The sequence below is a fragment of the Pseudomonas sp. R76 genome, from assembly GCF_009834565.1.
GTDB lineage: Bacteria > Pseudomonadota > Gammaproteobacteria > Pseudomonadales > Pseudomonadaceae > Aquipseudomonas.
Genome location: NZ_CP019428.1, coordinates 6,511,587 through 6,524,606, shown reverse-complemented (window position 1 = coordinate 6,524,606; position 13,020 = coordinate 6,511,587). Strand labels below are relative to the sequence as shown.

Below are 13,020 nucleotides of genomic sequence, written 5' to 3'. Positions count from 1 at the left end.
AAGGACGGATACGTGAGCGAAACAGCCTTGCCTAAAGATGAAGCCCAGCCCGTACTTGATGCGCCCGCTGAGTCACCGGTCACCGCGCCACGCCGTGGCAATGGCCTGGCAATCGTCGCCTTGCTGCTCGGCGCCGCGGGTGTTGCCGCCGGCGGTTGGGGCATCTGGCAGGTCCGCGCCCTGCAAGCCAGCAGCCAGCAGCAGCTGGGCCAGGTGCAGACCCTCGATGACCAAGCCCAATCACTCAAACAGAACCAGCAGCAGTTGACGGCTCGCCTGGCGCAGTTGCCTGCGGCGGATGAACTGGAAGACCGTCGCCGTCTGGTCGCGCAGTTACAGGGTGATCAGCAGCGCCTCAGCCAACGTCTGGAAACGGTGCTGGGTGCCAGCCGCCAGGACTGGCGCCTGGCTGAAGCCGAGCACTTGATCCGTCTGGCCAGCTTGCGCCTCTCGGCCCTGCAGGACATTAACAGCGCTCAGGCACTGGTCCAGGGCGCCGACGAAATTCTGCGCGAGCAGAGTGATCCCGGCGCCTACGCCGCGCGTGAGCAATTGGCCAAGAGCCTCGCCGCGCTGCGCAGTACCGAGCAGCCGGACCGCACCGGGCTGTACCTGCAACTGGCGGCCTTGCGTGATCAGGTCGTGCAATTGGCGGCCATCGCGCCCGAATACCAGCTCACCGAGCCGGCTGCCCAAGGTCGCCCGACCTCGGATACCGACAGCCGCTGGAGCCAGTGGTGGGAGCAGATCTCCCGCTACTTCCGCATCGACTTCAACCCTGACGACAACATTCGCCCGCTGCTCGCAGGCCAAGGCTTGAACCAGGTGCGCCTGGCCCTGAGCCTGGCCTTGGAGCAAGCCCAATGGGCTGCGCTCAATGGCGAGACGGCGGTGTACAGCCGCGCCTTGGGTGAGGCACGCGGTGTGCTGCAGGACAACTTCAATCAGGACAACCCGCAGAGCAAGGCGATGCTGGCGCGTATTGCCGAGCTTGAGCCCAAGGCTGTCTCCGTGGCCACGCCGGACCTTGCTGCCAGTTTGGCCGCCGTGCAGGCCTACCTTGAGCGCCGTCATCTGTCTGCCGATGAAGCCAAGGCGTCGGCGGGCACGCCGGCGACCAAGGAGTAGAGCCGATGAAGCGTTTCTATGTGATCCTGGTGCTGGCGATTGCCATCGCCCTGGCACTGGCCGTGGGCATTTCCAAGCACACCGGCTACGTGCTGATTACCTATCCGCATGTGCTGCATTACGAGTCGAGCTTGTGGGCGACGCTGGCGGCCGTGTTTATCGTCATCCTGGCGATCTACCTGATCCGGGTGCTGCTCGGCCTGGTGACCGCCTCCGGTGGCGTGGTCAACCCGTGGTCGCGGCGCAACCGCAGCCGGCGGGTACAGATCGCGATCGAGCAAGGCCAGATGGACCTCGCCGAAGGCCGCTGGGCCAGCGCCGAACGCCACCTGCACCGCGCCGCCGAGGCCGAGCGCCAGCCATTGCTTTACTACCTCGGCGCAGCACGCGCGGCCAATGAACAGGGCCGTTACGAAGAGTCTGACGGCTTGCTGGAGCGCGCACTTGAGCGCCAACCGCAGGCGGAACTGGCTGTCGCCTTGAGCCATGCGCAGTTGCAGATGGACCGTGGCGATACTGAAGGCGCCTTGGTCACCCTGCAGGCGATGCATGAGCGTCATCCCCATAACCCACAAGTCTTGCGTCAGTTGCAGCGCCTGTATCAGCAGCGGGGCGACTGGTCGTCGGTGATTCGCCTGTTGCCGGAGCTGCGTAAGGACAAAGTCCTGCCGGCCAGCGAGCTGGCCGAGCTGGAACGCCGTGCCTGGGGTGAAAACCTGGGCTTGGCTGCCCTGCGCGAAGAACAAGGCGAAGCGGGTTTGCAGGCGCTGGACCGGGCTTGGGAGCAACTGACTTCCGCTCAACGCCAGCAGCCGCAACTGGTGCTGGCGTACGCCGAGCAACTGCGTCGATTGGGCGCCGATACCAAAGCCGAGGAAGTGCTGCGCGGCGCCATCAAGCGCGGTTATGACAGCCACCTGATCCGGCTTTACGGTTTGCTGCGTGGCGCAGACCCGGCTCGGCAGTTGAAGTTTGCCGAGGGCTGGCTCAAGGATCATCCGGGGGATGCCAGCTTGTTGCTGACCCTGGGCCGCCTGTGCCTGCAAAACAGTTTGTGGGGCAAGGCGCGTGATTACCTGGAAAGCAGCCTGCAGGTGCAGCGCAATCCCGAAGCCTGTGCCGAGCTGGCACGTCTACTGGCCCAGCTGGGTGACACCGAGCGCAGTAACCAGTTGTTCCAGGAAGGCCTGGGGCTTTTGGACAGCCGTTTGCTGGCGTCGCCGTTACCGGTACCTGCACGAGTTTGAAGTAGGAAAGAGTGCGAAGGTTGGCTCAGACGTATCTGAGGGCCAACCCTCCATTGCCGTGTAAATACTCGGTCTAAAGCGCTACGTAATGAATTCCTACTGGTAGCTGCTCAAAGTCATCCAGGTTCTGACGGCATATCCTCATGCTCTCGCGGAATAGTCTGCGCTAGCGCGTATTGAAAGGAGTCGGGCCTTTCCTCTACCGTAACGGCCTATCTCTTGCGGTACGGATAACAATGTCTTTGGCCCCTTCACGCTCCTTGTTTCTCCTGGCGTTCATGGCTGGTGCGCTGACGTTGGGTGCGTCTTTTTATCTTGAGTATGGCGCGCTGCTCCGTCCGTGTTTCCTTTGCCAGGTGCAACGCATCTTTCTGGCAATTTTCACGTTGCTCAATCTGGTGGCTGTGTTTCATAGCCCAAAGCGCTCCATGGTCTACTTTTACGGTCTGGCGAGCATGGGCTGTGCGTTGCTCGGCGCTATAACTGCAGTGCGTCAGGTGCTGTTACAAAGTGTCGCACCTGAGCAGGCCGCCAATTGCTGGCCGAGCCTGCAATACATGATTGAAAACCTGTCGCTGTGGCAGGCCTTGCAGTCGACAGTCAAAGGTACTGTCGACTGCGTGGAGCTCAACTGGACACTGTTTGACCTGAGCCTCCCGGAGTGGAGCCTGTTGTTCTTCGTGGCGATGTTGATCCTGGGCGTTATGCAGTTTTCACCGCTGCTTTTCGCCCGCCGCCTGGGCCTGGCGAGGCAATAGAAGTACGTCGCAGTGTGTAGGACAGGATTAAACACTTGTATGAACTTTCTCTCCTGCGTACCTTGAAGCCATAGTCATGCGGGCATAATCTGGCCCGCACGCATTATCGAAACCGATTGTCAGATGCGGCCTTGTCCGGCTGCCGCTTTTATCCTTGAAGTGTTGCGCGGGCACAGAGCGGCAGCGCCCCCTATAGGGAAGAGAGATCATCATGCTGGAAAGTTGTCAGAATGCTCAGGAACGCTGGGGTGGGGTGCACAAGCTGATCGACAGCTGGTTGAAGGCACGTCACGAACTGGTTCGGGCCTTTGATGCTCTCGGCGCCAAGCCTGAGGCACTGGCTGAGAATCGTGAACCGTTGCAGGAGTTCTGTGGTGTGTTGGTGGACTACGTGTCTGCCGGGCATTTCGGTGTCTACGAGCAGCTGACAAAGGAAGCGCAAGCCTTTGATGATCAGCGAGGTCTGGACCTGGCAGAGACTATTTACCCGCGCATCGATGTCATCACGGAGAAGCTGCTGGTGTTCACAGACCTGTGTGATGCCGGCAAATGCGTTGCCGAGAAATTCAAAGAGCTGGGTGGCCTGCTACACGAGCGTTTCGAACTGGAAGACTGCCTGATCGAAGTGCTGCACAACGCCCACAAGGAAGAGGCCGCAATCCAGGCCTGACCCTCAGCGGTGAGATAAAAAAACGGTGCGCATTGCGCGCCGTTTTTTATTGGCTCAGTGCCGGGTGCCGAGCAATTCGATCTCGAACACCAGCGGCGTATACGGCGGGATCAACTCGCCCGCACCGTCGGCGCCATAGGCTTGGGCCGATGGAATCACCAGTCGCCATTTCGCGCCTACGGGCATTTGTTGCAGGGCACTGCTCCAGCCGCTGATCACGCTGCCCAGGCGAAACCATTGCGGCTGAGTGCTCTTATCGAAGACGGTCCCGTCGGGTAAACGACCCACGTAGTTCACTTGTACTTCATCACTGGCCAGCGGCTTGCTGCCGCAGCCAGGCTTCAGCTCTGTGAGCAGGATGCCATCCGCGAGTTCACGCACGCCATCTGCGGCTTTTTCCCTGGCCAAAAATTGCTGCTCTGCAGCCAGTGCTTTTTCGCTTTGCGGCGCCTGCGCGTCGGCTGCATTTTCTGCCTCGTGCTCGGCGAGAATTTGCTCGATGCGTGCGTTATCCAATGCCAGTGGCTTGCCCTGATAGGCTTGTTTGAGTCCGTCGATCAGGGCCTGGATCTGCAGGTCCGGGACCTCTTGGCGCAAGCGTTCGCCGAGGCTCGCCCCCAGGCTATAAGCGAGATTATGTGGGTCTTTGGCAGTGGTTTTTGGCGGCGATTGTTCACCCGCATTGGCCGCGCAAACCGCCAAGCCGAGCACTAGAAAAAGGTAACGCGACATAAGCATTCTCCCGCCGAAAGTGCGACGGATTATGCCAGTGTGAGTGCGCAAAAAGTGCCGCAGTTTTTTGTTATATCGATAAGAATTTACTCACGGTGCAACGCAAGGCAAACGATACTGTCAACATGCCCTAGCGGCGGTAAGAGCAGAGGGCTAGTATGAGCCGCACCCACGTCAGCCAGGAGGTAAACCATGTCGGCCAAACAGAAGCCTGTAAATACCCCGTTGCATTTACTCCAACAACTTTCGGGCAGCTTGCTCGAACATCTGGAAAGCGCGTGCTCCCAAGCCTTGGCCGATGCAGAAAAACTGCTCGCCAAACTGGAAAAACAACGCGGTAAAGCGCAAGAAAAGCTGCACAAATCCCGCACCAAACTGCAAGACGCCGCGACTGCCGGCAAGGCCAAGGCTCAAGCCAAAGCCAAAGACGCTGTCAAAGAGCTTGAGGACTTGCTCGACGCTCTCAAGGATCGCCAAGCTGAAACCCGCACCTACATTTCCCAACTCAAAAAAGACGCTCAGGAAAGCCTGAAACTGGCCCAGGGCGTTGGTCGTGTGAAAGAGGCCGTGGCTAAAGTGTTGGGCTCGCGTACGCCAGCTAAAGCTGCTGCCAAGCCAGCTGCTAAAACCGCTGCTGCAAAACCAGCCGCCAAGCCAGCTGCTAAAACCGCTGCTGCAAAACCAGCCGCCAAGCCAGCTGCTAAAACCGCTGCTGCAAAACCAGCCGCCAAGCCAGCTGCTAAAACCGCTGCTGCGAAAACAGCTGCCAAGCCAGCCGCTAAAACTGCTGCTGCAAAACCAGCCGCCAAGCCAGCTGCTAAAACCGCTGCTGCGAAACCAGCTGCCAAGCCAGCCGCTAAAACCGCTGCTGCAAAACCAGCCGCCAAGCCAGCCGCTAAAACCGCTGCTGCAAAACCAGCTACCAAGCCAGCCGTTAAAACCGCTGCCGCAAAACCAGCTGCCAAGCCAGCCGCTAAAACTGCTGCCGCAAAACCAGCTGCCAAGCCAGCCGCTAAAACTGCTGCTGCAAAACCAGCTGCCAAGCCAGCCGCTAAAACCGCTGCTGCAAAACCAGCTGCCAAGCCAGCCGCTAAACCGGCTGCTGCAAAACCAGCTGCCAAGCCGGCCGCTAAACCGGCTGCTGCAAAACCAGCTGCCAAGCCGGCCGCTAAACCAGCTGCTGCAAAACCAGCCGCCAAGCCAGCCGCAAAACCAGCTGCTGCGAAACCAGCCGCCAAGCCGGCCGCAAAACCTGCTGCCGCCAAGCCTGCACCGGCCAAGCCAGCAACTCCAGCAGCTCCGGCTGCTACCCCCGCAGCTTCCACCGCTCCAACCGCATCGGCCAGCAGCACACCTGCACCGGTAGCGCCAAGCACCACCCCAACCAGCGCTTCCTAAGTGCTGGTGGCCATGACGCGCAGCAACTGCAGCGCGTCAGGGTCAAGGTTGGCGGCTTCGGTCGCCAAGCCTTCAAGCCATCCTTGTTGACCCTCGCTTTCTCCGATCGGCCATGTGTGCGCCAGCGCTTCCAGGCGCGTCAGCAACTGCCGTTCAGCTTCCAATTCCAGGGCTTTGACCCGTTCGCGTAACGCCGCCAATTGCGCATCCTGTTGCGCCATGGCTCGCCATTGCACGCGCACCTGCCGTAAGGGTTCGACCACTTCTTTCTGCCACGGCTGGGCAATGCGCTGCAGCGTCTGCATGCGTTCGGGTGTCGACGCCACACCGCGCTGTTCAAGCCACGCGCCACAGAGCAACAGGCATACATCCGCGCCTTGCGCCTGCAGGCGCAGGCAAGCGGCTTCGCACCCTGAGCGGGCGTAAGTCGAGAGGGCAAAGCTCCACAGGTCAGCGCACATATTCACACCCAAGCCAGCGGCCAACGAAGCTGGTAGACTCCGCCGCCATTATGATCCGACTTCAAAGCCTAACATTACAGCGTGGCCCGCAACGTCTTCTTGAAGACGCCGAGCTGACCCTGCACGCCGGTCACAAAGCCGGCCTGATCGGTGCCAATGGCGCCGGCAAATCCACGTTGTTTGCGCTGTTGCTGGGCGAGCTGACCCCGGATTCCGGGGATTGCCTGCTGCCGGCCGACTGGCGCATCGCCCATATGCGCCAGGAGATCGACACCCTGGACCGCATCGCGATCGACTACGTGCTCGATGGCGACCTGCGTCTGCGCCAGGTGCAACACGACCTTGCCGAGGCCGAGAAAGCCCAGGACGGCGCCGCCCAGGCCCGCCTGCACGCCGAACTCGACAGCGCCGACGGCTACACCGCCGACGCGCGTGCCCGCAAGATGCTCGCCGGCCTTGGGTTTACCAACGAGCAGATGGATCGCCCGGTCGCCGACTTCTCCGGTGGCTGGCGCATGCGCCTGAACCTGGCCCAGGCACTGATGTGTCCGTCGGACCTGTTGCTGCTCGACGAACCGACCAACCACTTGGACCTCGATGCGATCCTGTGGCTGGAAGACTTCCTCAAGAGCTACCCGGGCACCTTGCTGCTGATTTCCCACGACCGGGATTTCCTCGACGCCGTGGTCGACAACATCGCCCACGTCGAACAAAAGAAAATCACGCTCTACCGTGGCGGCTACACCGCGTTCGAACGCGCGCGTGCCGAGCGTCTGGCCCAGCAGCAACAGGCCTTCGAGAAGCAGCAGGCGCAGCGTGCGCACATGGAAAGCTACATCGCCCGGTTCAAGGCCCAGGCCACCAAGGCCCGTCAGGCCCAGAGCCGAATCAAGGCGCTGGAGCGCATGGAAGAGCTGTCGGCAGCCCACGTCGATTCGCCGTTCGACTTTGTGTTCCGCGAGTCGGTGAAGATCTCCAGCCCGTTGCTGGACCTGTCGGATGCGCGCCTGGGTTATGGCGACAAAACCATCCTGGAGAAGGTCAAGCTGCAGCTTACGCCGGGTGCGCGCATCGGTTTGCTCGGCCCTAACGGTGCGGGCAAGTCGACACTGATCAAGAACCTGTCGGGTGAGTTGCAACCCCTGGCCGGCCGCCTGACCCGGGGTGAGAACCTGGTGGTGGGCTACTTTGCCCAGCATCAGTTGGACTCTCTCGATTCCAAGGCCAGTCCGCTGTTGCACCTGCAACGTTTGGCGCCGACCGAGCGCGAGCAAACCCTGCGCGATTTCCTCGGCGGTTTCGACTTCCGTGGCGCGCGTATCGATGAGCCGGTGCTGAATTTTTCCGGTGGCGAAAAGGCCCGACTGGCCCTGGCGTTGATCGCCTGGGACCGGCCGAACCTGTTGCTGCTCGACGAACCGACCAACCACCTGGACCTGGAAATGCGCCTGGCGCTGACCATGGCCCTGCAGGAGTTCAGCGGTGCGGTACTGGTGGTGTCTCACGATCGCCACTTGCTCAAGAGCACCACCGATAACTTCCTGCTGGTGGCTGACGGCAAAGTCGAAGAGTTCGACGGCGACCTGGACGACTACGCACGCTGGCTGACGGATTACCGCCTGCGCAACGCGCCGACCAGCAACACGCCGGTCAACCCGGACAAAACCGACAAGAAGGCCCAGCGCCAGGCCGCCGCCGCACTGCGCCAGCAGTTGGCGCCGCACAAGCGCGAAGCCGACAAGCTGGAAGCCGAGCTGGGCAAGGTGCACGAGCGCCTGGCCAAGATCGAAACCAGCCTGGGCGACAGCGCCGTGTACGAGGCCGCGCGCAAGGACGAGCTGCGCGACCTGCTGGCCGAACAAGCCAAGCTCAAGGTGCGTGAAGGCCAGTTGGAGGAAACCTGGATGGATGCCCTCGAACTGCTCGAAAGCCTGCAAGCGGAGCTGGAGGCGCTGTCCTGATGGAGGCGCTGCAGCTGCCGTTGCCCACCCAGTGGGTCGAGCCTGCCTGGGTTGGCGTGCAAATTCTGCTGATCCTGCTGGCCGGCTATCTCGCTCAACGCTTCGTCGCCAAGGGCCTCACTCGCCTGGGTGAGCGCTACCCATTCCCGCCGCAACTGCTGATGCCCCTGCGTGGCGGCCTGCGCTGGCTGATCATGGGCAGCGCGCTGATCTTCGTGCTGGGTCGCCTCGGTGTGTCCGCCACAGTGTTGTGGACGGCGCTGTCGGGGTTTGTCGCGGTTGCCGCCGTGGCGTTCTTCGCCATGTGGTCGGTGCTGTCCAATCTGTTGTGCGCCATTTTGATTTTCACTGTCGGGCCATTCCGCCTCGGTGATATCGTCGAACTGGTGGATACCGTCGACAAACCCGGCGTAAAAGGCCGGGTGGTGGCGATCAATCTGCTCTACACCACGTTGATTGAAGTCGAAGAAGCAGGTTCCGACAGCGCGATGGTGCAGGTGCCTAACAGCTTGTTCTTCCAGCGCTCAGTACGGCGTTGGCCCGGCACCCACGTGTTTCCGGGTGACCGCTGACATCCCGGTCGATTAAAAATAGATAGCCAGCCTTTGGGCGGCGGAGTTAGCTTTAGGCACAACCGCTAACTCTCCCCCTGAGGTGTGTAATGGCACTCGACACATGGCTGGCCTTTTTCCTGGCCAGTTGGATCATCTCCCTTTCCCCCGGCGCCGGGGCCATCGCTTCGATGTCCAGCGGCCTGCAATACGGTTTCCTGCGCGGTTACTGGAATGCGATTGGCCTGCAGCTGGGCCTGGCGATGCAAATTGCCGTGGTCGCGGGTGGCCTGGGTGCCATTCTGGCGGCGTCTTCGAATGCGTTCTATGCGATCAAATGGTTTGGCGTGGCGTACCTGGTGTACCTGGCGGTCAAGCAATGGCGTGCCCTGCCCATGGACATGAGCGAGGACGCGGCGATTCGTCCGATCGGCAAACCGCTGGCGATGATGTTCCGCGGGTTCCTGGTCAATGCGAGCAACCCTAAAGCCCTGGTGTTCATGCTGGCGGTGCTGCCGCAGTTCGTGGACCCGCACGCGCCGCTGCTGATCCAGTACCTGATCCTGGGGGCGACCATGATCAGCGTCGATATGATCGTGATGGCCGGTTACACGGGGCTGGCGTCGAAGGTCTTGCGCCTGTTGCGTACGCCTAAGCAGCAAAAACGCATGAACCGTACGTTTGCCGGGTTGTTCGTGGGGGCTGCGGGTTTCCTGGCCAGCTTGCATCGCGCAACGACGTAAGCCGCAATTGAACTGAAGGAACCCAATCAAAAATGTGGGAGCGGGCTTGCTCGCGAAAGCGGAGTGTCAGTCACAGGATGTATTGACTGATCTACCGAATTCGCGAGCAAGCCCGCTCCCACATTGGTTTTGCGTTGTCTGTGAACGCTTTGGGGTCAGCGCAAAATCTTCGGCGCTTCATCCCTCGGCAGGTTATTGCGCAACGCAGGCTTGCCGGGGGCTTGATAGCCGCCGCCCAGCTGCTCCGCCAATTGCCGCGCCACATCCTCACCCAAGGCTTTCGACACTTCCTTCACCACGCGCGGCCGGTTCAGGCTCACGCGCACATCGCGGCTGTTCACCAGCTTGGTGTCCTGGCCTTCGCCCATGGCGGTAAAAGCCGAGGTGATCTCGAAGGTGCGAGTGTTGATCAGGCTGAAGTCCGCCACCAGTGTCAGGCCCAATATGGCCGAGTAGCTGTTGGTGTGGTCCAGGGCGTTGATATCCTGGGTGAAGTCGATGTCTGACAGCGTGCCGAACAGCACGTAGTCTGCGCCCTTGAAGTTACCGGCCTTGATGCGCTTGATCACGTCATACACGTCGCCCTTGGCGTCGGCGGTATAGGGCGTGCCTTGCACCAACTGAAACTGGTGCGATTTGAGAATCTCGCCCTTGATATCACCGCTGAATTTACGCAGCTCGGTCTGTTCGATGTAGCTGGTGCGGCTCTCGTACTCGCTGTAGTTCGACGCACCACTGGCGTGATACGCGCTGGCCTGGAAGTTGTTGCTGGCCGAGACCGCGTGGATGTATTCCTCAACCCGCGCCTCGTAGGCAAGGTCAGTCACCGCGATCTTCGGGGCGGCCGAGGCGCCAAAGGCGCACAGCAGGCCGATCATGCCGATCCATGCACGCATTGCTTAGCGCTCCGTGGTTTTGCGGATTTCTTTCTCGTCCATCCATTCGGCCAGGCCGCTCTCGACGTCGATTAGCTGCAGGCTGAATTTGTAGAACACGTCTTTGTAGTCCGCGCTGCGCTTGACGATGGAGCTGATCGAGCCTTCCAGGCGGTACTTGGCGGCCACCATGTTGCCGGTCTTGCTGACGGTCGACTTCTTGTACAAGCCGCTCTGGTTCTGCAGCTTCAACTGGTCGACCTGGCTCTGCATGTCGGTGTTGTCACTGGCGAAGCGCGCGGTGCCGGTCTTCATCAGCTGGGTCTTGATCGACGTGGTGATCTCGCGGGTGTCGATGTACTCGCTGGTCTTGTTCTTCACGTCGTACACCTGCACCACCGGGCGGCCTTGCAAGATGCCGGATTGGGCCAGGGAGCGGGTCATGCTTTCGGCGATCATCTGCAGGTCGGTGGAACCGAACTCGTTGGTCACCAGTTCCACGGCCTTGGTGTCGCCGTAGCTGATGTTCTTGCCGCCGAGTACCGGCGAGGTGTTTGAGCAGCCGCTGGCGAGGAGGGCAACGACGGCGATAATCGAAAAGCGTGCAAACATGGGGAAATCTCTCTGAATACGGATTGAGCCGCGGCTCAAGGGGTTTTCACTTCAAGGCGGAAGTCTGCGGCCTGGGGCAGGTTGGCGATTGCCGGCAGGAAGGTCGCTTGGTTGGCGTACAGGTTCAGCACTTTCCAGGTTTCTTCATCGCCTACCGGGAAGCCGTCGGCACCCAGCCAGGCGAAGCGGTAATACATCATCTGGTTGCTGCTGGTGATGTTGCTCAACTGCACCTTGGCCGTGAGGAAGCCGTTTTCACGGGCGACACGAATGGCACCGACGGCGATGCCTTTGAATTTGCCCATCACCACGATTTTGCTGGCGGCGCTGCCGGGCTCTGGCGGCGGTGGGGTAGCGCAGCCAGCGAGCAGGACCAGCGCCAGAGCGCCGAGGATGAAATGACGCATAGCGTGTTCCTTAAGGTTGTTTGAGGGCGATGGCTTGAGTGGAAGTGCTCGGCACTACGTGGGCCGCGAGGCCGCCAGCGAATACTTGGTTGCCGACCACGCGCAGAGTGATCACCTGGTAGCGCTGGTCGGCCTTGACCGTTACCAGCGTGCCGCCCAGGGCGTTGGGCAGGCTGACCTGATGGTCGCCGTGCTTGAGGCGCAGGCGCGTTACTTGGGTCATGTCCGGCAGGGTGCGCCAGGTGCGGGTGTCGGCGCCTTCGGTCACGGCCGAGGCGATGCCCAGCACCAGGCCTGCCATGGGGTTGGTCTTGTTCAGATTGTTCTGCGCGATGCCTCGGCTGACGGCACGCACCGTGGTGCGCAGGATGATCCCCGGCATGTCGTCACGCAGGGCGCGGCGCGACATGGCGGTGGTGCTGTTGAGTGCGGTGAGGTTCTGCTGCTTGCCATCCACGCCGATCTGGGCAAATGGCGCGGTGGAATTGTCGGCCTTGATCACCGGGAACGACAGTGGCGTAATCACAAAGTGACCGTCGATCGGGATCGGCAGTGGCAGGCGAATCGAATCACGCGCCGGTGCCAGGCCGCTCTGGACCACGATCAGCACGTCAGTCTCATCGGCGCCGACCGTGGACTTGTCCAGGTCGAGCAATGCCTGTTCCAGCAGCGGTGTGTTGGGGCGCAGTTCGGCGGCCTTGCGATAGCCGGGTGCAGCCAGGTCTTTTTCGCCCAGGGCTTCGTAGACAAAGCCTGCCAGGTAATGGCTGAACGCACTTTGGTAGCTGTTTTTCAGGCCGATCACTTCCGGCGCGTTCAGGGCTTCAACCGGGTAACCGCGCAGGTCTTTGAGCTGGGTGGTGACGCCTTGGCGCTCGGCTTCGTTTTCGCGCTTGAGGTATTCCTTGTCACGCAGGTCGGCGATCACGGCTTCGCGTTCGTGGGTTTTCTTGATCTCGGTGCGGGCGCCGTCGAAGTCATTCAGGGCCAGCAGGTTCAAGGCCATCTGGGTGGTCAGCATGACTTTTTCGTAGTCATAGCCTTCGTAACGACGCACTTTGTCGTTGACCATTAAGCTGCCGAATTGGGCGAGGTATTTCTCGCTGTCGAACTTGACCGACTCTTCCCACTTGTAGACTTGCAGGTCGGCGCTGCGCCAGGCGGTCTGGCTGCCGGTGAGGTCGCCCTTGGCCCGCAACAGCTCGCCTTTTTCAAAGAAATAGAGCAAGTCCTTGTCTTCGCTGGTGTTGTTTTTTTCCAACAGGGTCAGGGCGCCTTCGACATTGCCGGTGGCCAACTGCTGGTTGGTGGCTTGCAGCTCAGTGTCGTAGCTGCGGAACATCGAGCAACCGGATAATAAGGTCACCACCGCGAGTGCGAGCGGGGTTAGGGCGCGAAAAGCCATTTAAACGTCTTCCCTGAAAGTAATCAGCTGATGCTCTAATTCCTCATAAGAAAGAGGAAATAAATTCCCTTT

The 13,020-nt window shown here is 60.8% G+C and carries 14 protein-coding genes; 8 read left to right on the top strand and 6 right to left on the bottom strand.

Features of this window, described 5'->3' with window-relative positions:
- Positions 1–12 precede the first annotated feature (12 nt).
- The 4 genes from PspR76_RS29655 to rsd all read left to right on the top strand — a co-directional run bounded on the left by PspR76_RS29655 (position 13) and on the right by rsd (position 3,803).
- On the top strand, positions 13–1,128 hold the full coding sequence (locus PspR76_RS29655) for a uroporphyrinogen-III C-methyltransferase (RefSeq protein ID WP_159960897.1): 1,116 nt from the start codon (positions 13–15) through the stop codon (positions 1,126–1,128).
- A gap of 5 nt (positions 1,129–1,133) precedes the next feature.
- Complete coding sequence (locus PspR76_RS29650) at positions 1,134–2,375, top strand: heme biosynthesis protein HemY (protein ID WP_159960896.1); 1,242 nt, start codon at positions 1,134–1,136, stop codon at positions 2,373–2,375.
- Between the two features lie 236 nt (positions 2,376–2,611).
- The gene (locus PspR76_RS29645) at positions 2,612–3,133 is read left to right on the top strand and encodes a disulfide bond formation protein B (protein WP_159961684.1); all 522 of its coding nucleotides are present in this window, start codon (positions 2,612–2,614) and stop codon (positions 3,131–3,133) included.
- Positions 3,134–3,344: 211 nt separating this feature from the next.
- Positions 3,345–3,803 (top strand): sigma D regulator, encoded by a 459-nt coding sequence (gene rsd, locus PspR76_RS29640; RefSeq protein ID WP_159960895.1) that lies wholly within the window; start codon positions 3,345–3,347, stop codon positions 3,801–3,803.
- Between the two features lie 54 nt (positions 3,804–3,857).
- Here rsd and PspR76_RS29635 read toward each other — a convergent pair whose 3' ends face one another.
- On the bottom strand, positions 3,858–4,535 hold the full coding sequence (locus PspR76_RS29635) for an FKBP-type peptidyl-prolyl cis-trans isomerase (RefSeq protein WP_159960894.1): 678 nt from the start codon (positions 4,533–4,535) through the stop codon (positions 3,858–3,860).
- A 192-nt stretch (positions 4,536–4,727) separates the two neighbouring features.
- Here PspR76_RS29635 and PspR76_RS29630 point away from each other — a divergent pair, with 192 nt between their 5' ends.
- On the top strand, positions 4,728–5,933 hold the full coding sequence (locus PspR76_RS29630; protein WP_159960893.1) for an AlgP family protein: 1,206 nt from the start codon (positions 4,728–4,730) through the stop codon (positions 5,931–5,933).
- Here the strand turns inward: PspR76_RS29630 and PspR76_RS29625 are convergent.
- Positions 5,930–6,394 carry a TIGR02444 family protein gene (locus PspR76_RS29625; RefSeq protein WP_174245650.1) on the bottom strand — a complete coding sequence of 155 codons (465 nt, stop codon included), beginning with the start codon at positions 6,392–6,394 and terminating at the stop codon, positions 5,930–5,932. The two genes, PspR76_RS29630 and PspR76_RS29625, sit on opposite strands and share 4 nt — an antisense overlap.
- A 50-nt stretch (positions 6,395–6,444) precedes the next feature.
- On the opposite strand from PspR76_RS29625, the gene PspR76_RS29620 reads away from it, so the two are divergent.
- The 3 genes from PspR76_RS29620 to PspR76_RS29610 all read left to right on the top strand — a co-directional run bounded on the left by PspR76_RS29620 (position 6,445) and on the right by PspR76_RS29610 (position 9,649).
- Positions 6,445–8,355 (top strand): ATP-binding cassette domain-containing protein, encoded by a 1,911-nt coding sequence (locus PspR76_RS29620; protein WP_159960890.1) that lies wholly within the window; start codon positions 6,445–6,447, stop codon positions 8,353–8,355.
- Positions 8,355–8,927: a mechanosensitive ion channel family protein gene (locus PspR76_RS29615; protein WP_159960888.1), complete on the top strand. Its 573-nt coding sequence runs from the start codon at positions 8,355–8,357 to the stop codon at positions 8,925–8,927. The genes PspR76_RS29620 and PspR76_RS29615 overlap by 1 nt, the downstream gene beginning before the upstream one ends.
- Before the next feature lie 89 nt (positions 8,928–9,016).
- A complete protein-coding gene (locus PspR76_RS29610; protein ID WP_159960886.1) occupies positions 9,017–9,649 on the top strand; it encodes a LysE family transporter in 633 nt (210 codons plus the stop codon).
- A 155-nt stretch (positions 9,650–9,804) separates the two neighbouring features.
- Here the strand turns inward: PspR76_RS29610 and PspR76_RS29605 are convergent, their stop codons facing one another.
- Genes PspR76_RS29605 through PspR76_RS29590 form a run of 4 tightly spaced genes read right to left on the bottom strand, consistent with a single transcriptional unit; the run spans position 9,805 to position 12,948 of the window.
- Positions 9,805–10,545, bottom strand: coding sequence for a penicillin-binding protein activator LpoB (locus PspR76_RS29605; protein ID WP_159960885.1), 741 nt, complete (start codon positions 10,543–10,545; stop codon positions 9,805–9,807).
- A 3-nt stretch (positions 10,546–10,548) separates the two neighbouring features.
- On the bottom strand, positions 10,549–11,136 hold the full coding sequence (gene lpoB, locus PspR76_RS29600; RefSeq protein WP_159960883.1) for a penicillin-binding protein activator LpoB: 588 nt from the start codon (positions 11,134–11,136) through the stop codon (positions 10,549–10,551).
- 35 nt (positions 11,137–11,171) lie between these two features.
- Positions 11,172–11,543, bottom strand: a complete 372-nt coding sequence (locus PspR76_RS29595; RefSeq protein WP_008439304.1) for a YcfL family protein — start codon at positions 11,541–11,543, stop codon at positions 11,172–11,174.
- Between the two features lie 10 nt (positions 11,544–11,553).
- A complete protein-coding gene (locus tag PspR76_RS29590; RefSeq protein WP_159960881.1) occupies positions 11,554–12,948 on the bottom strand; it encodes a COG3014 family protein in 1,395 nt (464 codons plus the stop codon).
- Positions 12,949–13,020: the final 72 nt, after the last annotated feature.

What these genes read in the sequence shown, in the direction of transcription:
- PspR76_RS29650 (WP_159960896.1), top strand. Translation starts at nt 1,134, where the DNA reads ATGAAGCGTTTCTATGTGATCCTGGTGCTGGCGATTGCCATCGCCCTG.
- PspR76_RS29645 (WP_159961684.1), top strand. Translation starts at nt 2,612, where the DNA reads ATGTCTTTGGCCCCTTCACGCTCCTTGTTTCTCCTGGCGTTCATGGCT.
- rsd (WP_159960895.1), top strand. Translation starts at nt 3,345, where the DNA reads ATGCTGGAAAGTTGTCAGAATGCTCAGGAACGCTGGGGTGGGGTGCAC.
- PspR76_RS29635 (WP_159960894.1), bottom strand. Translation starts at nt 4,535, where the DNA reads ATGTCGCGTTACCTTTTTCTAGTGCTCGGCTTGGCGGTTTGCGCGGCC.
- PspR76_RS29630 (WP_159960893.1), top strand. Translation starts at nt 4,728, where the DNA reads ATGTCGGCCAAACAGAAGCCTGTAAATACCCCGTTGCATTTACTCCAA.
- PspR76_RS29625 (WP_174245650.1), bottom strand. Translation starts at nt 6,394, where the DNA reads ATGTGCGCTGACCTGTGGAGCTTTGCCCTCTCGACTTACGCCCGCTCA.
- PspR76_RS29620 (WP_159960890.1), top strand. Translation starts at nt 6,445, where the DNA reads ATGATCCGACTTCAAAGCCTAACATTACAGCGTGGCCCGCAACGTCTT.
- PspR76_RS29615 (WP_159960888.1), top strand. Translation starts at nt 8,355, where the DNA reads ATGGAGGCGCTGCAGCTGCCGTTGCCCACCCAGTGGGTCGAGCCTGCC.
- PspR76_RS29610 (WP_159960886.1), top strand. Translation starts at nt 9,017, where the DNA reads ATGGCACTCGACACATGGCTGGCCTTTTTCCTGGCCAGTTGGATCATC.
- PspR76_RS29605 (WP_159960885.1), bottom strand. Translation starts at nt 10,545, where the DNA reads ATGCGTGCATGGATCGGCATGATCGGCCTGCTGTGCGCCTTTGGCGCC.
- lpoB (WP_159960883.1), bottom strand. Translation starts at nt 11,136, where the DNA reads ATGTTTGCACGCTTTTCGATTATCGCCGTCGTTGCCCTCCTCGCCAGC.
- PspR76_RS29595 (WP_008439304.1), bottom strand. Translation starts at nt 11,543, where the DNA reads ATGCGTCATTTCATCCTCGGCGCTCTGGCGCTGGTCCTGCTCGCTGGC.
- PspR76_RS29590 (WP_159960881.1), bottom strand. Translation starts at nt 12,948, where the DNA reads ATGGCTTTTCGCGCCCTAACCCCGCTCGCACTCGCGGTGGTGACCTTA.